Genomic DNA, 25027 nt, shown 5'->3' with positions numbered 1-25027 from the left:
TGAAAGCAATGTCCGCCGCGTCCGATGCAGCGAGAGGCGATGACATGAGTACGGTCACGTTGAACGGAATCACGATCGGCTACGACGACACCGGCACCGGCGACAACACGCTGCTCCTGGTCCATGGGCATCCATTCGACCGCTCGATGTGGCAACCGCAATGCGAGGCCATGAGCCGGCACGGCTGGCGGGTGATCGTCCCCGATCTGCGCGGCTATGGTGAAACGACCGTCGTCCCCGGCAAGACGACACTGGATGTGTTCGCGCGGGACCTTGCCGCCCTGCTCGACCATCTCGGGATCGCGCGCGTAGCGATCGGCGGCCTGTCCATGGGCGGCCAGATCGTGATGGAATTCTGCCGCCTGTTCCCGGATCGCGTTCGCGGCGTCGTGCTCGCCGCGACCTTCCCGCGGGCCGAGACCGACGAAGGCAAGCAGGTCCGCAACGCCACGGCCGACCGGCTCCTGAAGGAAGGCATGGCGGTTTATGCCGAGGAGTTGCTGCCCAAGATGGTGGCGGCGCGTACTATCGCCGAACAGCCCGCGGTTGCCGCCCACGTCATGCGCATGATGCGCCAGGCGCCGCCGAAGGGTTCGGCGGCAGCCTTGCGTGGTCGCGCCGAACGGCCGCCCTACGAGGACACGCTGGCGGCGCTGTCAGTGCCCGGCCTTGTCGTGGTGGGCAACGAGGACGCCTTCACCACACGCGCCGATGCCGACGGCATGCATGCACTGATACGGCACTCGACGCTGGTGTGGATGGAGGGTATCGGCCACATGCCGAACCTGGAGGCCGAGGCGGCGTTCAACGACGCGCTGGCGCAATTCCTGGATCGCGTCGTTGGCTGACACGTCCTGATCGGGCTGCGGCCTGCCGACACTCCCTGTGTGCGTGCGGTGTCAGCTTGCCGTTGGTGGAAACAGACCCATCAGCTCGCCGAGCCGTTGCGTGGCCTTGAGGCCGGCCCCGGTGAGAACCACCACCGTCTTCTCATCGGGTTTGATCACGCTCTGGTCGAGCAGTCGTGCCAAGCCGGCCGCGGCGGCGGCGGATGTCGGCTCGACATAGAGCCCCAGAGCCGCCAGCGCCATGACGGCGGCGCTGATCTCGTCCTCCGTGACGGCGACGGTGCCGCCGGCCGATCGACGGAGCGCGGCCAGCACGGCGCCGGTTCTGATCGGCTTGGCGATCGCCGTGCCCTCGGCAATGGTCGGATGCGTCTGGACCGGTACCAGATCATCGGCGCCCGCCGTGAAACTGGCGTGGATCGGCGCACAATTCGCCGGCTGGACCGCGAACAGGCGCGGCCGCCGCTTGATTTCGCCGCTGCGCAGCAGTTCGTCGAAACCGATATCGCAGCCCAGGACATTGCTGCCGGCGCCGGTCGGGATGATGACGTTATCCGGTGCCGCGAAGCCAAGATCCTCCCACAGTTCATAAGCCAGCGTTTTCGTGCCCTGCAGGAAGAACGCCTGCCAGTTGTGGCTGGCATAGAAGATGCTGGCTGCCTGGCGCTCGGCCTCGTCGGCCGTGTCCTGTCGCGTGCCGGGCACCAGTTCGACGTCGGCGCCGTAAGCGCGCATCTGCACCGTCTTCGCCGGCTGCGTATAAGAGGGCACCAGAATCCTGGCCTTGATCCCGGCTGCCGCGGCGTAAGCGGCAATCGCGGCGCCGCCGTTGCCCGAACTGTCCTCCAGGAGGTGCCGCACGCCTTGCTGGCGCAGCACCGAAACCATGACGGACGCACCGCGGTCCTTGAAGCTGCCGGTCGGGGCAAACCACTCCAGCTTGAAGAGAGCGCTGGCGCCGTGCCAGCGCCGCGCGACCAGGGGCGTGCATCCCTCGCCCATCGTCACGGGATCCTCGACCGTCAGGGGAAAGGCCGCGGCATAGCGCCAGAGCGATCGCTGGTCGCTGGCAATCATGTCGCGCGTGCAGCCCGGCAGCGGCGTGATCATCAGCGGTCCGCCTGTATCCGCACGCCACCGTGGCTCATCGAGCGCGTACAGGCGCCCGGTGACAGGATCGATGTATGTCGGCGGCGGCAACGTCGTTGGCGTGCTCATTGTGCGGCTTGTCCCTGGGCGATCATTCCGGTGCTGCCATCATCAGGTGCCCTGTCATCGACGACACCACCGAATTTCTGCACCAGCAACACGGCAACCGTGTTGCCGTAGACGTTGATCGCGGTGCGGCCCATGTCCATGAAGGCGTCGACGCCGGCGATGATGGCGATCGCCTCGACCGGCAACCCGATCGCCGTCAGCACGGTCGCCAGCGCCACCAGGCTGCCCGAGGGCACGTTAGCCAGGCCCTTGCTCGCGATCCATGTCGTCAGCAGGATCGTGGCCAGCGACGACCAACTGAGTGTGATCCCATAGGCCTCGGCCAGGAACGTCACTGCGAGTGCCATGTACATGGCAGCGCCATCCAGATTGAAGCTGTAGCCCAGCGGCAGCACGATCGACACGGTGCGATTGGGCACCCCCATCGCCTCGAGCTTCTCCATGTGCACGGGCAGGGAAACTTCGGACGAACGCGTCGTGAAACCCAGCAGCACCGGCTCCAGGACCTTGCGGGTTACCGTCAGCGGATTTTCGCCGATGGCCAACAACACCGCCCAGAAGATGCACACCAGGATGAAGAGGCCGAGATAAAGCACGCCGATCAGCCGTGCGAGGGCGAAGAGCGTCTGGGCCCCCTGGGTCGCAAAGATCCAGGCCATGATGGCGAAGACCGCCAACGGCGCCAGGCCGACGATCCACTTGGTCAGGGTGAACATCGCCCCCAACAGCGCCTCCAGAGTGTTCACGATCGGCCGCGACCGTTCGCCCATGCTGGCCAGCGCCAGGCCGAAGAGAACGGAGAACACGATGGTCGGCAGCACTTTCTGGCCGGCCATGGCGGCAACCACGTTGGATGGAATCAGGTCGACGAAGTATTTCGCCCAGTCGACTGACAGCATCAGATTCGGCGGCAGCTTGCCGGTCGGCGTCAATCCGGCGCCAACGCCGGGCTGGAAGATGCGATCCAGCACCACTCCGATCAGGATGGCGAGGAAGCTGGCGAAGAAGAACCAGCCGAAAGCCACGAGCGATACCCGTCCGAGCTGACGGATGTCCTGCCCCATCTTGTAGATGCCCAGTGTGACCGCCGAGAATATCAGCGGGATCACGACCATCTTGATCGCCTCGATGAAGGCGGTGCCGATCGGCTGCAGCGCGCCGCCGACCGACGGCCAGAGCGCACCCAGCGCCACGCCGGCACTGAGCCCCAGCAGCATCTGGACCGGCAACGACAGTGCGCGACGTCGAGCGGCGTCGCGATGCGACGCCGCGGATGGATTGCTATCGGACATCTTGCGTTGAACTCCTTGGCCGCCATGGCCTTTTCCGGATGCTGCCCCACAGGACAGCCTTGCGGCCAATGCTTTTTCCGACCCAAACTATGCCGCTTCTTCATCGTCTGGAGGGAGTCCTGACGCCAAACCTCAGGCGAGCGCCTGGTCAATCACGGACGGAGTTGCGTCATGTCACTGCGGACAGGTCTTGCCGCCAGCACGGCGCTCGTTGCAGCAAACTTGGCTGCGGTCCCCACTCTCGCCGCCGATCCGATCAAGCTCGAACTGCGTGGCTTCTGGAACAGCTACATCACGTTGGGCAGGATCGGCAGCGACATCGTCGGCACGACCAGCACACGGTACCGGCCAGAGACCTTCCGCTACGAAGGCGAGATCTGGTTCACCGGCTCGACCAAGCTCGACAACGGCACCACGGTCGGCATCCGCATCGAACTCGAAGGCTGGTCGAACAATACCGGCATTTCGGCCAACGTGCCCGGCGGTACGTTGGACCAGATCGACGAGGAGTATCTGTTTGCGTTTGGCAACTGGGGGCGCATCGAATTCGGTGCCACCGATGCCGCGTCATACAAGACGCAAACCGCGTCACCGTCGGTGATGCCCGGTTGGGGCTTCCAGGATCCCTCGTTCGCCAACAAGGGGGCCGGCTACAACGCCGCCAATAATGCCGGACGCAGCGGCACCAATACCGGCATGAGCGCATCGCTGGCGGCCAATTCGGGCGATGCCAACAAGCTCACCTACCTGACGCCGCGGGTCGCCGGCCTGCAGCTGGGCCTGTCCTACACGCCATCGTTCGCGGCACAGGCCAGCACGGCGACCTGCCCGTTCCGCCCCGGCGGGGCCAACTTCAACAACTGTCCGCGCAACAACAACGCCTGGCACAATGGGCTCGACATCTCGGGCAACTATGCCAACAAGTTCGGCGATGTGTCTGTGCGCGTGTCGGGTGGCTACATGACCGCCGGGTTCGATCGCGGCGCGACGGGACCGACCGGCGTGGCCGACAATACGGGCGGGCGCTGGAAGAGCTGGGCAGCCGGCGCCCAGATCAATTATAGCGGCTTCACCTTGGGTGGCGGGCTGGGCCGCGACAACAACGGCCTGCGCCGCAACAATGCCACGCGATGGTACACAGCCGCCATGATGTACGATGCCGGCCGCTGGCAAATGTCGGCCGGCTGGTGGGGCGGCCGCAACAACGATGGCAACGCGACCGTGCCCACGGCACAAAACGCGCCGGGCAAGGACAAGGTCAACGTCTTCGAGCTGGGCACCACCTGCGCGCTATCGCCGGGCATCCGACTCGTGGCCGGCCTCAACTACGTCATGGGATCCGGCCAGTCGAAGAGCGAGAAAGCCGACGCCTGGGCGATCATCCTCGGTACAGCCCTCACGTTCTGATCCTTCACGCCGTGCGAAGCCGGGCGACCGCTTCGACTTCGACCCGCATATGCGGCTCGACCAGCTGCGCCAGTATGGTCGTGTTGGCCGGGCGTGCGCCGTAGCAGTGCTTGCGGATGATCGGCATGATCCGCCCGAATTCCTCCTGGCTGGCCACGATGATGTAGACCTTCACCAAGTCGTCGAGGGTCGCACCTGCCTCCGTGAGCGCCCGCGCAATGTTGCGGAAGCAGTTCTCGCACTGCTCTTCCGCGCCGGCGGGAAATTCCTTGGTCACGGGATCGAAGCCCGTCGTCCCGGAGACATAGACCCAGCCGTCGACCACGGCGGCGCGGGCATAGCCCGCCCGCTCCTCGTAGGGCGATCCTGAATAGATCCGTGTGCCGATCATGCGCCTCTCCTGTGTGCCGATGGTACAGGCTATGTACCACGACGCACGTCATCCCGAGCGCAGCGACGGGGCCCAGCGGCGCTCGGGAGGCGCGACGATGATCAGCCGGACAGCTTCTGGGCGGTTCGCGCGACCAGCTCACCCTGGAAGCGGGCACCCGCCAGTTCGTTCTCGCTGGGCTGGCGCGAGCCGTCGCCGCCGGAAATCGTGGTGGCGCCGTACGGCGCACCGCCGGTGACTGCGTCGAGCTTCATCTGGCCCGCGAAGCTGTAGGGCAGACCGACGACGACCATACCGAAATGCAGCAGGTTGGTGATGATGGAGAAAAGCGTCGTTTCCTGGCCGCCATGCTGGGTCGCCGTCGACGTGAATGCGGCACCGACCTTGCCGTTCAAGGCACCGCGCTGCCAAAGCCCGCCCGCCTGATCCAGGAAGCTCGCCATTTGCGATGACATACGGCCAAAGCGGGTGCCGGTGCCGATGATGACCGCGTCGTAGCCTGCGAGATCCTCGATGGTCGCGACCGGCGCGGCCTGGTCGAGCTTGAAGTGCGCGGCCTTGGCGACGGCTTCCGGCGCTGTCTCCGGCACACGTTTGATATCGACCGTCGCACCGGCTGACCGGGCGCCATCAGCGACGGCCTGGGCCATCGTTTCGATGTGGCCGTAGCTTGAATAATAAAGAACAAGAACCTTGGGCACCGCAGCTCTCCTTGGGTCCGGCGGGTGACGGCGCCTATCTGGGATGGAAATCCGTTGGGAAAAAGCCGAATAAGTTTGGCCGAAACGTTCTAAATATTCGTCATGTTGTGGCCGGCCAGGGGGCATCGGCCACCGGCCTTCACGGAAATGGACATGCAAGCGCCCGGTACACCGACGCTGGACCAGATCCAGGTGTTTCTCACGGTCGTCGAGACCGGCAGCTTCGCCGCGGCCGCGCGGCAGTTGGGACGCGCCACGTCGGCGGTGAGCTATGCCGTCGGCAATCTCGAGGCTCAGCTCGGGTTGGCGCTCTTCGATCGCGAGAGCACAAAAAGGCCACAGCTCACCGAAGCCGGCCGTGCCATCCTTGCGGACGCACGCACAGTATCGCTGGGACTGGGCGGCCTGCAGGCCAAAGCGCGTGGACTGCTGGCCGGCCTGGAGGCAGAGGTCGTCCTGGCGGTCGACGTTATGCTGTCGACCGAGCGCCTGGTGGCGGCACTGCAAGCCTTCCAGGCCGCATTCCCGACCGTGGCCTTGCGCCTCCACGTCGAGGCACTGGGCTATGTCGCTCAGCTCGTCCTCGACGGCACGGCGAATGTCGGGATCAGCGGTCCGCTCCACCGCACGATCGACGGCCTGGAGCGCCGGCGGATTTCGAGTATCGAGTTGATTCCCGTTGCAGCACCCACACACAGGCTCGCCGGCATCAAAGGCCCGCAGATGGCGGCGCTGGTGCGCAACGAACTGCAACTTGTGCTGACCGACCGTTCGCCGCTCACGGCGGGTCAGGATTTCGCCGTGCTGAGCGTGCGGACCTGGCGCCTGGCGGATCTCGGAGCGAAACACGCGCTGCTGCTGGCCGGGCTGGGCTGGGGCAACATGCCCGAGCCCATGGTTCGCGCTGATCTCGCGGCTGGTCGGCTCGTCCACCTGGCCCTGTGCGAGTGGCAGGGCGGCCCCTACCCGCTCGAGGCCATCCATCGCATCGATCGACCGCCAGGGCCGGCGGCGCAGTGGCTGATCGAGCGCCTGGCCGATTAGGCGGCGCCGAACACGTCCTTATACTGTTCCGGCTTGAATCCGACGATCAGCTTGCCGTCGACGTCGAGTACTGGTCTCTTGATCATCGACGGCTGCGCGATCATCAGTGCGATCGCCTTGTCCTGCGTGATCCCGTCCTTGTCACTGGCCGGCAGCGCTCGAAACGTCGTCCCCGCACGATTGAGCAAGGTCTCCCAGCCGACCACGCGCGCCCACTCTTCGAGCACATCACGCTCGATGCCGACGACTTTGTAGTCGTGAAACGCGTATGCAACCTCATGGCTATCGAGCCATGTGCGTGCTTTCTTCATCGTGTCGCAATTCTTGATTCCGAAGATCGTCACGGCCTTGCTCATTCACACACCTCTTTTCGCATCGCCCATCCCTGATGGACTTGTCGCGATTTGCTGCGAATAGCAAGGCTTCGTTGTCGTTCGAACAGTGCGCGAATCAAGCAGCATTACTTTCCCTGGAACGCTAACGTCATCGCATGGATCGTTTCAATCTGAGCGCCGCGTCATCGCTGTGTGCTTCGTCGATGCGAACGCATTGCTACACTCATGTTGTGCGATCTCGATGCTCTCTCTCTCCGCTGCACGAGGCTGAAGTAGGTTCACTTTGCACAAATTCCTTCTTCGCTATCGCCGTCAAACATGCTCAAGGAGTCTCCACCGTGCGATCAATGCGCGGGCACTTGTGTGCAATCCCTCATCACCTCGCCAAATATTCGCGTCTTCGACTACAGAAAATCTTTAGCTGTAGTTTAAATAATTTTCTGCAACGCGATGTGTTCCGTTTTGATTACATCCCTCTTTACGTAAATCGTGTATGCGCCTTGAAATCAAACAACTTTCTGTTGACTCCAATTCCTCACCCAACAAGTATGCCCGCGTAGCTGGGGGATGTAACGTGCCTGATCGAAACCTAAGCAGACACGGAAGAACGCGCACCCACCGGTTAACTCGCGGGCTCTTCATCTTGCGTTACGTTGCTTCAAATGCAGCGAACGGTCCGATGACGCGGCGCAATGCCGCTCCCGCGGTTCGGGTTGCGCCACAGAATGCCGCCGAGGTCGAGCTGATCGCTTGGCCCGACGCGTCGTCGCATGAACTGCGTGCGCCCGGCGATGGCTTGGTCATTCGCGCGCTGCGCGACACCACGATCATCTTCGAAGTCATGCCGGCATACGAAGGTGGCAGCGTCGACGCGGAGTTGCAGCTGGAACCGGTATCGCGCCTGGCACACGCCGGCTTCGGCAGAGGCGAAGCAACGGCGGCGCCGCCTGTTCCCACGCGACAAGCCATTGCCGTGGACGACATCGAAATCCTGGCGCACGTCTCGCGGCGCGGCGATGTGGTCATCCCGGCGGGTGAATGGATCTGCGGTCCCGATTATCCCATGGCGATCGAGGGCCTTGAAGTGCGCTGGCCACGACGCCCGACGGGACTTGAGATCGTCACCACGGTTTCCGTCAGCAAGAACGGTATCCGCCATCTGCCCGCCAGCGTGACGGGCGACTTCGCCGGCACGCGCGGCCGCGCGGCGCCGATTGTCAGTGTCGAATTTTCGCTGACCGGTGAACGTGCGCAGGCGTTCGCGCTGCTCGCTGATGCGCTCTTTCTCGGCGCGTCGGTGCAATCAAGAAGCGGACGATCGATTTCTCTGACGGGTCCGACGGGGCGCGAGCCACTGGTCGGTCTTCGTCTCTCGGTCGTCACACAGGAGGTCTATGAATCCAATCGCGGGGAACCACGAGCAAAGGTGCAAGAGCAGGCGAGAGCTGGATCTAATTGGAGTTCGGCTGGTCGCATCAGAGTATTTCGAGGATTGAAAAAGGGGAACGCCGAATCCCCCAGTCTCATCAGGGAGCGAGTCTAGGTCTAAGACGCATGGCTTAAGACAAACCGGATTGAAGCAAGCTGATTTACGGCAACCGATTAACCCCCAACTGATGAGGATCCGAGCATGGCGACCTACGACCTGAGTCGGAGTGAAGTAGGCGACCTTGTTCAGGGAACAGGACTGTTCTCTGACCCCGAGTGGAACCGCATTCTGGAGGCCATCGACTCGACCGGTGTTTTCGCACCGGGTTCGACGTCGGGAGACAAGGCCAATCTCGAAGCACTGCAGTTCGGCGATGCGCCGGGTGCGAACAGGGAAATCCTGTTCTACCAGGGTACGCCGGAAGGCCCGATCACCGGCGGCGATGATGCCAACGCCATCATTTTCGCCACCAACGAGAATGTCGAAGCCAGCATCGGCGGCGGCAGCAAGGTCGTCGCCTCCGCCGGCGGCGATGACAAGATCACCCTGACCGGACATGGCGATGATGTCGTGTTCACCGGTGCCGGCTCCGACCAGGTGTCGGCTGGCGCCGGCGATGACACCGTCTATGGCGGCACTGGTGCCGACACGCTGAGCGGCGGTGCCGGCTCCGATCACCTGTTTGGTGAGGCCGGCGATGACTCGATCGACGGCGGTGCCGGCGACGACTGGATCGCTGGCGGTGCCGGCGACGACTGGCTCGGCGGCGGCTCCGGCGACGACACCATCCTGGGCGGTTCCGGCAGCGACACCATCGAAGGTGGTTCGGGCAGCGACTACGTCGAAGCCGGTGCCGGCGATGACTCGATCGAGGGCGGTGCGGGCAACGACATCCTCTTCGGTGAAGCCGGTGACGACTTCATCAGTGGCGGTGCCGGCAGCGACACGCTGGTCGGCGGCAGCGGCAACGATACGCTCGTGGGCGGTTCCGGCGGCGACGTGTTCCGTGCCGACTCGGACGATGCCGGCGACGACGACCTGGTCGGCGGTTCCGGCCGCGACGACTTCTTCGTCAACGTCAGCGGCGACACGGTCGTGGGCGGATCGGGCTTCGACACCATCCACATCACGAACTACGACAGCACCGACGCCAAGACCGTTGAGGTCGATGGCGACATCACGACCTACACGTTCGAAGATGGCAGCACGGTCAGCTTCTCCAGCATCGAGCGGATCATCTTCCACGATCAGGAACAGAGCTGATTGTCGGCCTCGTCGACAGACATGTCTGGGGAGGGGCCGGCCGGCCCCTCCTTTTTTCCGCGCATCTGAGTATCGGCGGCGTTGTTGCTGCAGTTGGTGGTCCGAGCGGAACCCGGTGGTTATCCAGTCTTTGTCGGCTGCGCCAGCTTGACCACACCATGATCTATTGGAACGAACTCTATGAGAATCCGCGGCGCCTGGCATCCGACTGGGGCCACAGCAGGATTTTTGCGCCGGAAGCCTATGCGCACGTCCGAACCCGCCAGTTGGTCCCTATCGCACACACCGAAGCGCTGACACTGGCCGCCCATTTTCCGATCTGCTGGCGGTTGCAGAAGGATCGCGTCGATCTTTGCATTCTGCGCTCCCTGCTTGACGATGGCCGCGGACATGCTGCCCGGCCGACATCGGCGGCCGGCACGCTGCCCCTGGTGCTGCGCGCCTTTCCGGTCATCGCGACGGCACCGTCCGGTGGTACCGACGACATCTGGATCGACGACATCGTCGCCGACCGGCCGACCGACATCGGCGCGCCTCTTCTGATGGCTGACGGACGGCTCAGTCGCGGTGCATCGCTGCGGGTCCAGTCCGCGGCTGCGCTTCGCCAAGCCATCGATCAAAGCCGACGCTTCACCGAGGCACTTGTCGACGGCCAGCTTCTGGAACCCTGGCCACTGGATTTCGAACTCGGCCCGGATGGGCAGCGTGTCCGCATCGATGACCTCCAGGTCGTTCGTCCCGCGGCTCAGGCACACGCCGGCCTGCTGCGCTTCCTGCACGCCTTTGGAGCCGAAGCGGCGATGTTTCTTACGGCGCACCGCATCTCGCTGTTCCGGATCGCGATCCTGCTGCAGGCGGCGCGGGCTGCCATCGCCAAGGACGCGCCCTCACGCGAACTGGCGTCGATAACGTGACCTCCAATTCGCTCGATAGCGCGCTGCGCTTCGAAGCGTTGGCGGAGAAACCGACCGGCGTCTGGAGCCGCCCGCGCCAATTCCGGTTCCTCAATCGGATCGGAACCATCTCTTTGTCGGACAGCGAAATCCTGCAAAGCGCACTCTATCTGCCGCTCGCCGTGCGCGAGGATGCAGGCGCCTGCGAAGTCGTCGCCGTCGTTCATAGCGACTTTCTGGCACGTCCGCTCATTCGCGATGACGGACGATGGCTGCCGTTCTACATGCCGCTGGCGCTGCGATGCCTGCCCTTCCGTCATGCCGGTCGGGCGGACGGCGGTGCCGTCAAACTCGAGATCGCCACGGGCCTTGACGAGGCGGACGAAACCGCCGTTCTGCCGTTCACCCTCAACACCGGACGACCGCATCGGGACTTTGCCGCCACCGTGGCGCATCTGGATAGACTTGAGATCGGCAAGACGCGGCTCGCCAAAGCCGCCGCCACGCTCCTCGCCGCCGACGTGCTCGTCAAGCTCACATCGTCCAATGCACGCAAGGCGCTCGACACGCACCTGCTGGTGGTCGACCAAGACCGATTACGCAGGCTGACACCAGCGCGAACCGTGGCGCTCGCCGTGGACGGCTTCCTGGCACTGGACCTCGCCACGGCCTGCTGCTTTTCGAGTCGCCTCTGGGCCTCGCATCTCTTGCCGGAAAAAACCGCTGATGGCCACGCCGCAGCCGGCCTGCCTTCCGTTGACTACCACGCCCATGCCGTTCTGCCCGTCGACCTGAGGATTGATGACAGCTCCCTCTTCTCTTTCGAAGCCTTCGCGGAAGGTGACGATCAGTAAGGCGACCGCGGTCGACATACTCTTCGTCCACACGAACTTCCCCGGCCAGTTCAAGGCGATCGCGCACTTCCTGGCGCAACGCCCTGATGTGCGGCTGCACGCCATCGGATCGCGCACCGCCGCCGCCGCGCCGGGCGTCAACCTCACCCGCTACAGTGTCTCGGCCAATGAGATCGCGGCCAGCCATTCACTGGCACGCCGGTTCGAGATCGAATGCCGGCGTGCCGAACAGGTCATCTACGCGGCGAATGCCCTGCGCTTGAACAACGTCGAGCCCAGGTTGATTTTCGTCCATCCCGGCTGGGGTGAATCCATTCCCTTGCGTGAGCTGTTTCCACAGGCGCACATCGTGGCTTACGCCGAGTTCTTCTACCGCACGCGCGGCGCCGATCTCGGCTTCGACCCGGAATCGGGTCAGCTCGGCATCGACGGCGCCGTGCGGGTGTCGCTGCGCAATGCCTCCACCCTCCTGGCCATGGCCGACGCCGATGCGGCGATCGCGCCGACGCAATGGCAGAAGAGCCTCTTTCCGACCGAATACCACGCGAAAATCCGCCTGATCCACGACGGAATCGACACCAAGCGTCTCGCCCCGGCAGAAGCCACTTTCGTCGACCCCAACACTGGGCATGTCTTTCGCACCGGCGACGAGACCGTCACCTATGTGGCGCGCAATCTGGAGCCCTATCGCGGTTTCCACATCTTCATGCGTGCCCTGCCCCGGATCCTGCGCGATCGCCCGCATGCGCGCGTTCTGATCGCTGGCGGCGATGGCGTTTCCTACGGAACGCCACCGGATGACTACGGCAGCTGGCGGGAAAAGATGCTGGCGGAGCTGGATGGCCAGCTCGATCGCTCGCGGGTGCACATGCTGAACCATCTGCGCTACGAAGACTACGTAAACCTGCTGCGTGTCTCGCGTGTCCACACCTACCTGACCTACCCCTTCGTGCTGTCGTGGTCGATCCTGGAAGCGATGTCGCTGGGCTGTGTGCTCGTCGCTTCGGATACGGCACCGGTCACCGAGGTGATCGAAGATGGCGTCAACGGACTGCTGACTCCCTTCTTCGACCCCGATCGCCTGGCGGAGCGAATCGTCGGCGTATTGGCCAACCCACGCAAGCATGCCCACCTGGGCCGCGCTGCCCGCGCACGCACGATCGAAGCTTACGACTTCGAGCAGCAAACGTTGCCGAAATATCTCGAGATCATCCGGGACTACGCCGATCTGCCTTTGCTGCGCTGAGTCCCGACCACCACTGAAGCAGTATGGTGGTTGCTGTCGCGACAGACTCCTCGAGAGACAGAAGAAGATCGTGGCCGACAATTTCGCTGCGGTCCGTCGACGGATCGTAATAGGCCACCGGCACGCCGCAGGCCACCACGTCGTCGACGCGCGTATCGCCGGCCCCCCAGCGCCGCGACGTAAAAACGACACCGGAGATCGGCACCGGGCAGTGCGCGAGCGCGCGCCTGCGAGCCGGTTCACGCCCCAGGACGAAGATATTCTGCTGCACCATCGTCGCAAGATCGTCGTCCATGCCACCATCGACGATTATGCCGGCACGAGCATCAGCCTGGCCCAGATCGGCCGCGAGGCGGCGGATCAGATCGACATCGTCGGAAGCCGCATCCTCGCCAACGATCAACAACGCGCCGGACCTCCCTGGCAGCGCACGCCGAATGCCGGGCTCGGCGCTGGCATGCGGAAGGTCGAGAATCCGGGAGGCGCTTTCGGGCGACTGCGCCCTCAGAACGCGGGTCAGTCGTGTCGTCGCAGGAACGATCCGGTGTGCGCCGGGATGGGCCTGTCGTGCCGAAAGTGCATCGGAGATCAGCACATCGCACGCCAACCCGCGCGCTATTGCCGGCATGAGTCCAGCCGGGAGCTTGCCCGGATCCATGACGGCGAGCACGGCGATCGGCAACCGGGCAAGGTCGCGCGCCAATCCATCGGCCGAGTCGCAGCTCAGAGACACGTTCTGTGGAAAGCGCCCGGCGTGATCCCGCAGGCTGACCGTCACGCCCGTCCCCTCGTCCTGCGGTGTCGCAATGATCGTATCAAGCCCCACGGCGCGTTGTGCGTCTGCGTATCGATCGATCAACGTCGGATCGCGCTCACGGGCGGCGATCACCAGTGCAAATGGCGACCGCCTGGCCAGCAACCAGGCCCATTCCAGGCGGCCGGCCACGCTCTGCAGCGGATCTTCGCGGACGAACCGCGCCGACTCCCGTCGATACGACGGGTAGAGGCGGTCGATCTGCGCGAGGTTCTCGACGACCAGGGCCCGCTTCTCGCTCTTGAACGACCGCGAGCCAGCATGCCCGACAAAGACGTTGCCGGCACAGACATGGCGAAATCCCATGGCCCGGGCACGCAGGCAGAACTCGATGTCCTCGCCATAGCCGCGCCCGAACCGCAGCGACAATGGCCCGATCGCCTCGAGCACGGCGTGCTTCACGTAGAGGCAGAACCCGATGCCATTGGGCAGGGTAACGGGGTCGACGTCACCGAGATCGGCGGCCAGGCGATCCAACGCCGCCAGCGTTTCCGGCGACGGCAACGGATTTTCCCGGAAGCGCACCGGCAGGCTGGTGTATTCACCATTGTTCGACAACGGTGTCACCGTCGCGATGTCCTCATGAGCATGAGCAACATGGGCCAGACGGGTGCCGAGCGCCGGCGGCGGCACCGTGTCCGCGTTCAACAGGAGGGCGTCCTCGCCCGGTTCGAGCATCGCCAGCGCGCGATTGACGCTGGCGGCAAAGCCGAGATTGACCTTGTTCCTCGCCAGGACGATATCGCCCTGGCGTTCAAGGTCGTCCAGCAATGCCGCGATGCCGCGATCCGGCGTCGCGTCGTCCACAACAATAATCCGCCGGGCGATGGAGTCTTCTGGGTGAGCCAGCAGTGCCTGAAAGCACGCTGTCGTGGCCGGCAGGTCATCATAGACCGGTACGATGACGGCGACACGGCGCAGACCGACCGGCGGTGCAGCGACGATGGCGCATGTCGCTCGCCACAACGCTGGCGGTTGATCCGCTCTCCACAATTGCCGCGGCTGCAGAACGCTACTGGGCGCATCGCACGTGACGGTCACAGCGTCGGCGGCCGGTGGCCATGGCCATTCCAGAGCGGCCACATGGTCGAACACGCCGGCCATGGGATGGTCGGACCGGGCTTCGACCCCGTGACGTTCGCTGCCCTGCTTGAAAGCCAGATGGCATTCGAATGTCGGCGCACCCTGCCAGGCGATCCAGCCGCGAATACCGGTTACAGTGCTCTCGAAGCCACCTGCGACCTGAACACCTTCTGCCCGCAGAATCCGCAGGGCCTCGCGGCGTATGGTGGAGCCCTGCCCCGACCGCAGCAGCCGGCGCGCAGCCTCGCTGCGCTCACCGGGATCGGTGCTCGTCAGGCTCAAGCGATTGGCGACGGCATGACCCGGATCAATGAGCGTCGCGCCACGAATGTCGCGTCGGGCGCTTTCGTTGTCCCCGACCGCCATCCATGCCAGGGCACGCAGGACATAATCATCGGCAATGAGGCCAGACCGCAACCGCATCAGGCGCTCGGCCAGCAACCACGCAGTCCAGCCGTCCCGAGCCTCGAGGTACCGCTTGGCCTGTGCGGCAAGGCTTGCTGCATGACCTGCCGACGCCAACGACAAGCCCTCCAGGGCGCGCCGGACCGCGGACGTCGGTGGCGGCGAGATTTCGGCAGTATCCATCGGCGCTACGATGCCTTGGCGCTAGCCATCGAACGTCAATCCACCGCGCGCCAGATCAGCCAGCACGGGCGCGGGCGCGACATCCGGCATGAAAGCGACCGCCCACAGATCGAACTCGACGGCACGCTTGGTGTGAATCTCCATGAAGCCGGCCTTGAGCAGCAGCCGCCCCAGCCGCTCCGCCGTGAAGCCGGTGTGATGCCGCATGGACGTATGGCCCCGCGCCACAGAGGCGCTATGGCCATAGATCATGTCCAGCGCCGTGATCGGCCCCGCCGGCGACATGTAGGCCGGATGATCCGGCCCCTTGCGCAGCAGGATGTCAGCGACCGCTTCGAGGTCGGGACAGCGGATGAGCGCAAACCCGTCCGGCTTCAATATCCGAAAGAATTCCCTGAATGCAGTCGCCACTTCATGTGCGTGCAGGTGCTCGATGTTGTGCGACGACCACAATGCGTCATAGCTGCGCGACGGTATTGCCGACGACATGTCATGGATGGAGCAGACGATGTCGGGCTGCACCTGGGTATCGATATCGAGCCTTGTTTCCGCCCATGCTTCACCCCGGAAAACCGGATGAAGCTTACCCGGTGCATAGACACCGCAGCCTGCATGCAAAACACGTCGCCGACGAACTGCATGTACCATGTCCAACCCTCGCCGTTCGGCGTGCTGCGACTCTACGTCAAGCATCGATGAAAATCGATCGCCCATGATTCGTTGCAGGTCGTCTGGGCGTGATTTATAGTCTATTTAAGTTGACGTACTAGACCCATGATAAATTTCGGTAATGATCAATGATTGATTACACGGATTTGTAGTCTATCGAAAGAAATTGCACGAGCTGGCAACGAGAGACGGGCGAATGCCGGCCAAATTGCAGCGGACCGCCGCAAAGTTCTAGACGGGTCGAACCGACTGCCCCCGATAGGAACCCGGATGCTGGATCAGAAGCACAATCTGCTGTGGCTTGAGGTGCGGCCGTACCATGCCGCGATCGTCGCATTGACGCTGTTCAGCTTCGTCATCAGCGTGTCGAGCCTGACTCCGACCTTATTCATGCTGCAACTCTACGAACGTGTGATGCACAGTCGTAATGAACAGACGTTGCTGTTCCTGATCATCATCACATTGGGGATGCTCGCCCTGTGGACGATCCTGGAGGCCGTGCGCCTGCACGTCCTGCGTCGCATGGCCGTTTCCCTGCACAACGACGTCAGCAAGAAAGTATTCGAGGCGATCAATCGAAGGAACGACAAGTTCAGTTCCGTCGTCCGTAATACGATGCTGCAAGATATCAACGTGGTCCGGGAATTCGTCGCCGGAAACCTTCTGATCCAGCTCCTCGATCTGTGCTTCGCGCCGCTTTTCATCGTGGTGGCGTTTCTGTTCCACCCTCTGCTGGGTGTGGCCCTGCTGGTACTGGTCCTCATCGTCATCGCCCTGACCATTACCCATCAATGGCTGGTCCGTGATTCGGTCCGTGCTGCCCAGGTGAGCGGCGCCTACGCGACCGAACTTGGACGATCGATCATCGCCAACAGCGAACCGATCCGGGCGATGGGCATGCTGCCGGCCCTGGCCTCGCGCTGGCACGAGAAGCAGACGGAGATGCTGGGTTGGCAGTCGGCGGGCATGTCACGTGCCGGCCTGATCGGCGATGCGCTGCGTTTCGTCCGTCACGTCCAGGGGCCCGCCATGATGACGGTGGGTGTCCTGCTCTTCCTGGAACAGCAGGCGGGTGGCGGCATCATTTTTGCTGCGTCCGTTCTCTCCTCACGGGCCATTGCACCTGTCGATGGCGTTCTTTCGGGCTGGCGCGCCTTCTGGACCGTCCGGCTCTCGGCCAATCGGATCGACACGGTGCTGCAGGAAGCCACCAAGCACGATGACGAGCGCTTCGCCTTGCCACGGCCTGCCGGGCCACTGGTGGTGGCGCGTGCCACGGTACTGGCGCCCCAACGCGAGTCGGCGATCCTGAACGACATCTCGTTTACGGCCGAACGCAGCCGGATCCTGGGAGTCGTCGGACCCAGCGGTGCCGGCAAGTCGTCGCTCGCGAAACTGCTGGTCGGCATCTGGCGTCCGTGGCGCGGCGCCGTCTCGCTGGACGGTCACGACATGGCGCACTGGGATCCCGACGAACTGGGACGCTATCTCGGCTACGTTCCCCAGGATGTCGAACTGCTGTCCGGGACAGTGGCCGAGAACATCGGGCGCTTCCAGGACGATAACGGCCTTGATCACGAGGCCATCCTGGAAGCGGTCGAGGTTGCGGGCATCCAGGATATCGTCCGCGGCCTGCCGGACGGACTGAACACCAAACTGGGTCCGGACGGCCACGTTCTTTCCGGCGGCCAACGCCAGCGCATCGCGCTGGCACGCGCCGTTTATGGCAATCCCTGCCTTCTCGTCCTGGATGAGCCGAACTCCAACCTCGACGCCGTCGGCGAGGAGAGCCTGGCCAAGACCATGGCGCAGATGCGCGACCGCGGCGCCATCGTCATTATCGTCACGCACCGCATGAACATGATCAATTATTGCGATGACGTCCTGGTCATGAATGCCGGTGCCGTGCACGCCTATGGCGGGCGCGATCAGATCGTTGCCCGGCTGGCGAACAATCGGTCGTCGCAAAAACTCGCCGTCGTGCGTTCAGGAGCACAGTGACCATGGCGGCCGCTCCGCGCACGGAAGTCCTGACCAGCGGTCTGGCGCCGTTGCCTTCCGCCAACTGGGCCAGCATCGTCCGCCTCGGTTATATCGCGGTCTTTGTCGGCCTGGGCTTGTTCATCGCCTGGGCGGTCACGGCACGGCTTGACGGTGCCGCCGTCGCACCCGGCGTGGTTGCCGTCGAGTCGAACCGCAAGACCATCCAACACCTTGAAGGCGGCATCATTCGCGAGATCCTGGTGCGCGACGGCGATGTCGTTACCGCGGGCCAGGTCTTGTTGCGTCTCGATCCGACACGTGTCGATGCCCAGGGTGACCTCTACCGGAACCAGTTGGCGGGACTGCTCGCACAAGAGACCAGGCTCCTCGCCGAACGCGACGGTGCGCCGTCGCTGGCCTTCCCGCCTGAGGTTCTGCAACGGTCGACCGATCTGGCTGTCGCCGCGGCCATGTCGGACCAGAAGCGTCTGTTCGACACGCGCCGCGATGTACTGCAGCGCAATCTCAGTGTCGCCGAAGCGCAGATCGAGCAGATCAAGCGCGAAACCGACCAGAACGTCAGCGATCTGGCGACGGCCAGGAAGACTCTGGAGAACATTCAGCGCGAACTGGAGCCGATGCGGCAACTGCTGAAGCAGAAGCTGGTCTCGGTCAACCGTGTCATGCCGCTGGAACGCGAGAAACTGCGCCTGGAAGGCGTCATCGCCAGCGGCGAACTGCAGGCCCAGAAACTCAAGGAGCGCCTCATCGAGGCAGAGCTCAAGCGCAACCAGGTTCAGGGCGACTATCGCCAGGAGGTATCGACGCAGCTGCTGGATATCCGCCGACAGCTCAGCGATGTGCGCCAGCAGCTGGTCGTCGCCGAGGACGCGCAGCGGCGATTCGAATTGAAGGCCCCGATTGCCGGTGCCGTCCAGCAGATGCGCATCTTCACCGTCGGCGGGGTGATCAAGCCGGGCGACCCCGTGCTGGATATCGTGCCGGTCAACGACATACTCGTCATCCAGGCCAAAATCTCGCCGCTCGACATCGATCGTGTCGGTCCGGGCCTGAACGCCGAGATTCGCTTCCCGTCCTTCCGCTACTTCGGCGCCGATGTCATCCGTGGCACGCTGCGCAGCGTGTCGCGCGACCGGCTGCTGGAAGACACATCCAACCGCGACCCCTACTTTGCCGCCGAGGTCACTGTCGACCGGTCCTCGATTCCACAGGAATTCGCCAACCGACTGTCGGCGGGGATTCCGGCAGACGTCATCATCCCGACGGAGGGCCGTACCGTGATGGTCTATCTGCTGGATCCGATCCTGGAACGCTTCAACAAGAGCATGAGAGAACGGTGATGGATCATCTGCCTCCTTCGACCTCGTCAGCTCTTTCGAAAGCGCGGGATGTCGCCGCAGCGACCATGGCCACAGACTCCATCACACCCATCCGCACTGTCGGCGCTACCTACCAGACCATTCGTATGTCCTGCGTCGGCCACGCCGAATTGGACGACGTGGTGGTTGCCTACGTCAACGGCATCAAGGTGGGAGAAAACTACATCAGCGGCATCTTCCGTGCCGGGGAGATCATCGAATATCCCATCCAGTACCTGCCCTTTGTCGACCTGCCGAGCGAGATCCGGTTCGCGCGCATGCGTGATGGCGTCGAAATCGCCACTCCCTTCACACTGAAAACGCCGGCTGACGCCATCGCCCTCGTCGGACTGGGTGATGTCCGGATCGAGAGTCTTTCGATCGAGCACGGCGTCGTGCGCGGCGTTGCCGTCAATCGCGTGAACGGACTGTTGCGGCCGGAGATGTTCGCCAAGATCAACGGCGTCGTGCCGCGTGGCGTTGTCGTCGATCAGCACCGGTTGCTCGACGACGGCGGAGCATCGTTCCAATTCCACGTCCGTCTGGAACCGCAGGATCTCACCGAGAACGGCTTGACGATCGATATGTTCGTCATCGGCAAAGACGGCCCCCTGTCATCCATCGTGTACCGCCGGGCTGACCCGGATGACAGCGAACGGCGAATCATTCAGCTCGAAAGTCGCCTCGACCAAAGCCAGCAAGCGACCGGGTACCAGATCCAGGCACTCGACAACGAGATCACCGCGCGCATCGGCCTGCTGCAGGATCGGATCGACGCGTTCATCGAGTACTCGGCATCGCTGCTTTTCGATCGTGTCGCCGCAACCGACATCCAGCACGTCGCCGGCGCACCTGCGCTCGATGCCGGCAAGCAGAAAAAGATGCAGATGTTCCTGGATCTGGTGAAGTCAGGCGCCAAGACGCGCGGCGAGATGTCTGATCGACCTCATACGACGGATCGACAAGTCGTGCCACTGCGCTCCAGCGCCTTCTCGCAGGGTTGGTACGACGTCGAGCTCGACGATGGCGACGAGTATCGCTGGATGGCCAGCGAAGCGATCGTCTTCAATCCAGCACCGGAGAAAAAGGTGCTGGAAGTGCAGATCAGCGTGCTGGGGATCTACGGCGCCGAGCTGCCGATGTTGAACTGCTTTTTTGACGGCACGCCGGCCAATGTCCTGCGCGAGCGGTCCGCGGCCGGTGGCCCGCTCGTACTGCGCTTTCAGGCTCCCAAAGGTAAGTCACCGATTTCCTGCGACATGCTGCGCATCGAAAGCATGGTGAGTGCTTCACCGGCGGCCCTGGAAGGGTCGAGTGACCAGCGGCTGCTGTCCATCGCGGTGTCGCAGATCGCGTTCGTCTATCCGGCGTAAATCCACACAGCGCCTGCCGCCCGCTCGATTCAGCGGACCTCGATGATCGCGATACCGTTGGGATCGATCACGCGCGTACCGCTGGCACCGCCGCTACATTCGGCTAGCTTGCGGTGGGGACGGTCGGACGCGGACGCAGCGTAGCCGCGCAGGTCCTGCGAGAGCAGGAGACCGACCGGCTTGGGCGAGGGATTGACGGCGACGATCGCTGTCATCCGCCCTTCGCGGGTCAAGCCGAAGATCGTGTTCGACTCCAGCGGGACAACGTCGACACGGCCGGTCTGTCGCACGAGGCGGGATAGTTCCCGCCAGGCATCGAGAATGGGCCGCTGATCGCCCCGCTGGCTATAGAGTCCGTAGCTGGCCTTTCCCCACTGCTGATCGTTGAGTTCCCAATACATGAGCGGGCCGTAGCCGGCGGCAGCCAACCCCAAGGTCAGAGCCAGGGTCTTCGCTGCATAGGCTGGCTGGTTGCTCACGGCATCCGCCGCCCGCAAGTTGGCGCCGACACCGCGGTCGCGGTCCGTGGGATTGAGAAACGTCAACGCCAGTTCGCTGACCAGGATCGGCTTCTGGTAGCCCAGACGGTCAAGTTTCTGGCGTGCGTTGCGTGCTTCCTTGAGGGTATCGAGGTTGGTGCGGTCATCCCACGCATGAACGCTGATATGATCAATATCGCGCACCAGCGCCTTGGCGATCTGAGGGTCGGCCAGATAGGCCCCCAGGGATGCGATCCGCCCCACCCCCGGCCCCGCGATGCGCGGCAGTTTTACACCATGGAGCGCGGCCTGGCGCCGCGTTTCGGCCACGAGCTTCACATAGCGGGCTGGCGGGATCCGGATATTCCAGTCACCGTCGGGTTCATTGGAAAGCTCGACGACGTCGACCGGATAACCTCGCTGCTGCAGCTCGGCCAACAGCGCGACATAGAACATCGCGGTGACCGTGATGGCCGATTCCGACAGGCTTCTCTTGTCCGGCGTCGCCTTTTTTCCCTTCGACTCGGCAAGAGTCACCGGTGGTTCCCAGATGATGAAATGTGCCTCCGTGTTCGACCCGCTGAAGATCCGCTTCAAGGAAGCCACGTGCTCCTCGGACCGTTTGCCGGCCTGCTGGAATGCCGCAGAGACATACCGGCGCACGTCTTCATAGGAAGCACGATCGTCGATCGGAGGCGTACGCCGCCAATTCGGCCCCGTGGAATACCGCAACGCAGCAGGCTCGATCTCCTGCAGACGGCCGATGGTGGTGTCCATGTTCCCTTCCACCCAGATCTGCAGTCCGAGCTGGAGGCGGTGCTCCACCGGCGATGCCGCAACACGCGATACATCGCAGCATTTGACGACCTCGGCCGGGCAAGCCGGCGGCTCGGCCAGCGCCGATACACCCGGCAACAGGATCAATGCCGCAGCCGCAATCAACCTGGGAAGCTTGCTGAAGGAACTCATGGCCAACCTACTTCTGTGGCGCTGCACGTCTCTTCTGAAGACCCGACAGCGGATATCGGGCGTTCATGCGCTTCCCGAAATCCTGCTTCTGCTCCATTGCCGATCTGGTTTCGATGGTCTTGTCCAGTGACGCACGCCCAAGATCGCCGATGCGGATCCGCCCCGATTCCGACGCAGCAGCCGCATACTGGAGCGCATTGCGGTCAATCCATGTGCAATTCTTCTTCCCGGCCGGATCGTAGACATCCCAGAAAAATCGTCCCACGTCGGCCAGATAACTGAAGGCGCCCGCAAACGGTGCGAAGTAGGCACACCTCGTTGCAATCTTTGTCCATGGATACTCCAGGCGATCTCGCGGACTGCGCATGAGCGCAATGTCGGTACCGGCCAACGCCGCAAGGCCCGCCGACGGCGACTTGACAAACACCGAGTCGATACCGACGACGACGACAGGCAGCTTATAAAGGGCCAGGATCTCGGGCGCGATGAGGTAACGTACGGCGGCGTAATAGGGTTGCGGTGCGCTGAAGGCGAACGCCTCGCTCGATGTGCTGACCCGCAACCATGGCACCTGGGTCCGCAGATCAGCGAGCACGGCTGTACTTTCGTCGGTCGGATTGACGATGTGCAGGTGGACGATGACGTCGCCACAGTGATGCAATACCGATGCCATGAAGCTCGACGCCAGCACGGCAACGTCACGCCCCTCGGCGGCGCACAATATGACAAGGCGGTCATGGATCGTCGGCTTGACGGGATCGACGACAGACTGCCGGCCGCGCCATCGGAAATAGAGTTGCAGCGCACCGGACGGCCTTTGCAGGTGCGCCCTGAACGTGGCAGCGCCTTCCGCTGGTTTGACTCGTTCCACCAAGCCCGCTGAAGCCTCTCCGGCAACGACAGAAAGGGACGCCTCGGCAATATCGAGGTCGCCGCGCTCATAAGCGATGGCGCCTCGGAACAGTCCCGCCGCCGGTATCTCGATGAAGGCTGTCGCTTGGTCCAGCGCCTGTTCGATCGCCTCGACAGCGTCCTTCAGCGGCAGTCGACGGCGGTGAAACTCGCATAGAAGTTCCACTGCGGCGGATCGGATCGGCTGGGGCGCCTCGGCGTCTTGCACGAGCGTCGTTGCGCGGGTCACGGCTTCATCAAGCTGGCCCTTGTTGAAAGCCGTAATCGCCAGTTGGTACGACACCCAGCTGAAGTCGGGCGTTGCGGACAGGAACGAATGCAGCATGTCTGCCGGCAGCCACGACGTAATCGTGGCATTCCGCGGCGTCAGAGACATGGCCGCTTCGATGTTCCGCCGCGCCTCTCCGTACCGGCCGAGCCTCGCCAAGGCCAGCCCGGTGAGGCGGTGTGCACGCTCACCGTTTTTCCCGGTCGACAACACGGTGTCGGCGTTTCTGACGACGGCGTCATACTGGCCGGACATGTACAGGCCGGCAAGCGTATCCACGTTCAACGTCTGTCCCTCCTACCGGTGCCACCTTACTCAGTCGACCTCATCCAGCATGCGACGCCGCAGCCGCGTGAGGCCGCGCATTGCGTTCTCGCGCAGATGATTGCGGGTCAGCCGTGGAATGCGCGCCATGAACGGCGCCAGGCGGTCGGCGAGATTGGCATGTGTGTGATGCGCGATGAGGTCCGGCCGCTCGATGCCGCCGTACAGATTGCGAAACTTATCGGTTGTGATCATGCCGATGGCGGGAATGCCGTAGAGGGTCGACACGACACAGCCGTGAAATTTCATACTGGCGATGACATCGCAGGAACCGATTTCGCGCGTCAGCTCCCACAGGTCTTCAGACTCGACCGTGCGCATATTCTCGTACGGGAACTCCGCCAATCCGGCGATATCCGCGGCGCGGTCGGCGCCGGTGCCCAGGATGATGTTCTTGATCTCATAGCCGAGGCCCCGTGCCTTGTCGCACAGGGCCCGGACATTCTTCCATTGGATCTCCCCCGGCATCTGTTTGCGGGTGATGAGCCCAAAGACCCGTCCCTCCTTGCGTTCGAGTCCCTTCGGCAGATCGAGGGCACAGACGATATCGGCCGTCACATCGATGGGCGTCGCCGGATTGAGTTTCTGCTCGATCCACACCCGGCTCTCATGATCCCGCACATTGATGTAGCGAACGGAGGGGTGATTGAAGAATTTCGCCAGCCGCTGCACGACCTTGTCGTCAATGCCGCTCCAGGTCGGCACACCCACGCCGTGAATATAGATCGGCTTCGCGAGAAACGGATCCTCGAAATACTGGTCGGACCAGTAGTTGGCGATGACGAGATCCCCACCGCCAATCAGGATGCAGTCCAAAGAGGCAATTTTCTCTTTTATGTCGTCATTGTAATAGGGCCGTGACGGGTTATCCTGCATCGTAATGATGTCGCAGTCGTGAAAGATCTTCTCGAAGACGACCCTGAAAAGCTCATCGCCGTAGTTGCCATACCCGTAATATCCGACCAGCCCGATGCGCGCGCGGCTCATGTTGTCACCTGTGATATTGATGACCTGATCCCCTTCGATCGCCCGACGATACGCCAGTCATCGATCAATAACGAGTCACGGTCTGTTTTTCACCGTACTAGACAAACTGTCCTTCACGTCTATAATAAATGACATACCACTACATATTTCGGCCACCATTTCTTATTTCACGTGGAAATTTCTGTGACATTTTACTTCCGACTTCACTCGGCCGATGTGCCGGCTGATCTGCAACATAAAGCGGCTCTGCGATGTGCTCGGCTGATTTACCGGCCGTC

At 63.2% G+C, this 25027-nt stretch carries 21 protein-coding genes; 11 read left to right on the top strand and 10 right to left on the bottom strand.

Annotated elements, in window-relative coordinates; translation table 11 throughout:
* Positions 1–44: 44 nt before the first annotated feature.
* Positions 45–848, top strand: coding sequence for an alpha/beta fold hydrolase (locus tag FQU96_RS10190; protein ID WP_146540793.1), 804 nt, complete (start codon positions 45–47; stop codon positions 846–848).
* 51 nt (positions 849–899) lie between these two features.
* Here the strand turns inward: FQU96_RS10190 and FQU96_RS10185 are convergent, their stop codons facing one another.
* Together FQU96_RS10185 and FQU96_RS10180 are read right to left on the bottom strand one after the other, a co-directional pair.
* Positions 900–2066, bottom strand: a complete 1167-nt coding sequence (locus tag FQU96_RS10185) for a pyridoxal-phosphate dependent enzyme (RefSeq protein WP_370461361.1) — start codon at positions 2064–2066, stop codon at positions 900–902.
* Positions 2063–3358, bottom strand: coding sequence for a dicarboxylate/amino acid:cation symporter (locus tag FQU96_RS10180; protein WP_255467946.1), 1296 nt, complete (start codon positions 3356–3358; stop codon positions 2063–2065). The genes FQU96_RS10185 and FQU96_RS10180 overlap by 4 nt, the downstream gene beginning before the upstream one ends.
* 171 nt (positions 3359–3529) lie before the next feature.
* Between FQU96_RS10180 and FQU96_RS10175 the strand changes: the two genes are divergently transcribed.
* Complete coding sequence (locus FQU96_RS10175) at positions 3530–4765, top strand: porin (RefSeq protein ID WP_146540792.1); 1236 nt, start codon at positions 3530–3532, stop codon at positions 4763–4765.
* Between the two features lie 4 nt (positions 4766–4769).
* On the opposite strand, the gene FQU96_RS10170 is transcribed toward FQU96_RS10175, so the two are convergent.
* Positions 4770–5156, bottom strand: a complete 387-nt coding sequence (locus FQU96_RS10170) for a RidA family protein (protein ID WP_146540791.1) — start codon at positions 5154–5156, stop codon at positions 4770–4772.
* A gap of 101 nt (positions 5157–5257) precedes the next feature.
* A complete protein-coding gene (gene wrbA / locus FQU96_RS10165; protein WP_146540790.1) occupies positions 5258–5857 on the bottom strand; it encodes an NAD(P)H:quinone oxidoreductase in 600 nt (199 codons plus the stop codon).
* Positions 5858–6010: 153 nt separating this feature from the next.
* Here wrbA and FQU96_RS10160 point away from each other — a divergent pair, with 153 nt between their 5' ends.
* Positions 6011–6901: a LysR family transcriptional regulator gene (locus tag FQU96_RS10160; protein WP_146540789.1), complete on the top strand. Its 891-nt coding sequence runs from the start codon at positions 6011–6013 to the stop codon at positions 6899–6901.
* Here the strand turns inward: FQU96_RS10160 and FQU96_RS10155 are convergent.
* Positions 6898–7257 (bottom strand): ArsC family reductase, encoded by a 360-nt coding sequence (locus FQU96_RS10155; RefSeq protein WP_146540788.1) that lies wholly within the window; start codon positions 7255–7257, stop codon positions 6898–6900. The genes FQU96_RS10160 and FQU96_RS10155 overlap by 4 nt on opposite strands.
* Before the next feature lie 658 nt (positions 7258–7915).
* Between FQU96_RS10155 and FQU96_RS10150 the strand changes: the two genes are divergently transcribed.
* The 5 genes from FQU96_RS10150 (at position 7916) to FQU96_RS10130 (ending at position 12921) form a co-directional block, all read left to right on the top strand.
* Positions 7916–8779, top strand: coding sequence for a hypothetical protein (locus tag FQU96_RS10150; RefSeq protein ID WP_146540787.1), 864 nt, complete (start codon positions 7916–7918; stop codon positions 8777–8779).
* Positions 8780–8866: 87 nt separating this feature from the next.
* Positions 8867–9928 (top strand): calcium-binding protein, encoded by a 1062-nt coding sequence (locus FQU96_RS10145; protein WP_146540786.1) that lies wholly within the window; start codon positions 8867–8869, stop codon positions 9926–9928.
* 158 nt (positions 9929–10086) lie between these two features.
* Positions 10087–10842 carry a SapC family protein gene (locus tag FQU96_RS10140; protein WP_146540785.1) on the top strand — a complete coding sequence of 252 codons (756 nt, stop codon included), beginning with the start codon at positions 10087–10089 and terminating at the stop codon, positions 10840–10842.
* Positions 10839–11675, top strand: coding sequence for a SapC family protein (locus FQU96_RS10135; protein WP_146540784.1), 837 nt, complete (start codon positions 10839–10841; stop codon positions 11673–11675). The genes FQU96_RS10140 and FQU96_RS10135 overlap by 4 nt, the downstream gene beginning before the upstream one ends.
* Positions 11662–12921, top strand: coding sequence for a glycosyltransferase (locus FQU96_RS10130; protein WP_178130426.1), 1260 nt, complete (start codon positions 11662–11664; stop codon positions 12919–12921). Before FQU96_RS10135 ends, FQU96_RS10130 begins: the two co-directional genes overlap by 14 nt.
* Here FQU96_RS10130 and FQU96_RS10125 read toward each other — a convergent pair.
* Together FQU96_RS10125 and FQU96_RS10120 are read right to left on the bottom strand one after the other, a co-directional pair.
* On the bottom strand, positions 12884–15406 hold the full coding sequence (locus FQU96_RS10125) for a glycosyltransferase family 2 protein (protein WP_146540782.1): 2523 nt from the start codon (positions 15404–15406) through the stop codon (positions 12884–12886). The genes FQU96_RS10130 and FQU96_RS10125 overlap by 38 nt on opposite strands.
* A gap of 21 nt (positions 15407–15427) precedes the next feature.
* A complete protein-coding gene (locus FQU96_RS10120; RefSeq protein ID WP_146540781.1) occupies positions 15428–16054 on the bottom strand; it encodes a methyltransferase domain-containing protein in 627 nt (208 codons plus the stop codon).
* A 291-nt stretch (positions 16055–16345) separates the two neighbouring features.
* On the opposite strand from FQU96_RS10120, the gene FQU96_RS10115 reads away from it, so the two are divergent.
* The 3 genes from FQU96_RS10115 (at position 16346) to FQU96_RS10105 (ending at position 20810) form a co-directional block, all read left to right on the top strand.
* Positions 16346–18076, top strand: a complete 1731-nt coding sequence (locus FQU96_RS10115) for a type I secretion system permease/ATPase (protein WP_146540780.1) — start codon at positions 16346–16348, stop codon at positions 18074–18076.
* Positions 18077–18078: 2 nt separating this feature from the next.
* On the top strand, positions 18079–19419 hold the full coding sequence (locus FQU96_RS10110; RefSeq protein ID WP_146540779.1) for an HlyD family type I secretion periplasmic adaptor subunit: 1341 nt from the start codon (positions 18079–18081) through the stop codon (positions 19417–19419).
* 65 nt (positions 19420–19484) lie between these two features.
* Positions 19485–20810 carry a hypothetical protein gene (locus tag FQU96_RS10105; protein ID WP_146540778.1) on the top strand — a complete coding sequence of 442 codons (1326 nt, stop codon included), beginning with the start codon at positions 19485–19487 and terminating at the stop codon, positions 20808–20810.
* Between the two features lie 29 nt (positions 20811–20839).
* Here FQU96_RS10105 and FQU96_RS10100 read toward each other — a convergent pair whose 3' ends face one another.
* The 3 genes from FQU96_RS10100 to FQU96_RS10090 form a co-directional block, all read right to left on the bottom strand.
* Complete coding sequence (locus tag FQU96_RS10100) at positions 20840–22066, bottom strand: hypothetical protein (protein ID WP_146540777.1); 1227 nt, start codon at positions 22064–22066, stop codon at positions 20840–20842.
* Positions 22067–22265: 199 nt separating this feature from the next.
* Entirely contained in the window at positions 22266–23723 is a 1458-nt protein-coding gene (locus FQU96_RS10095; protein ID WP_146540776.1) for a lipopolysaccharide assembly protein LapB, read from the bottom strand.
* Positions 23724–23753: 30 nt separating this feature from the next.
* Positions 23754–24749: a polysaccharide pyruvyl transferase family protein gene (locus FQU96_RS10090; RefSeq protein WP_146540775.1), complete on the bottom strand. Its 996-nt coding sequence runs from the start codon at positions 24747–24749 to the stop codon at positions 23754–23756.
* Positions 24750–25027: the final 278 nt, after the last annotated feature.

Source organism: Reyranella sp. CPCC 100927 (genome assembly GCF_007859315.1).
Classification (GTDB): Bacteria; Pseudomonadota; Alphaproteobacteria; order Reyranellales; family Reyranellaceae; genus Vineibacter.
This window is presented reverse-complemented; position numbering and strand designations above follow the sequence as displayed.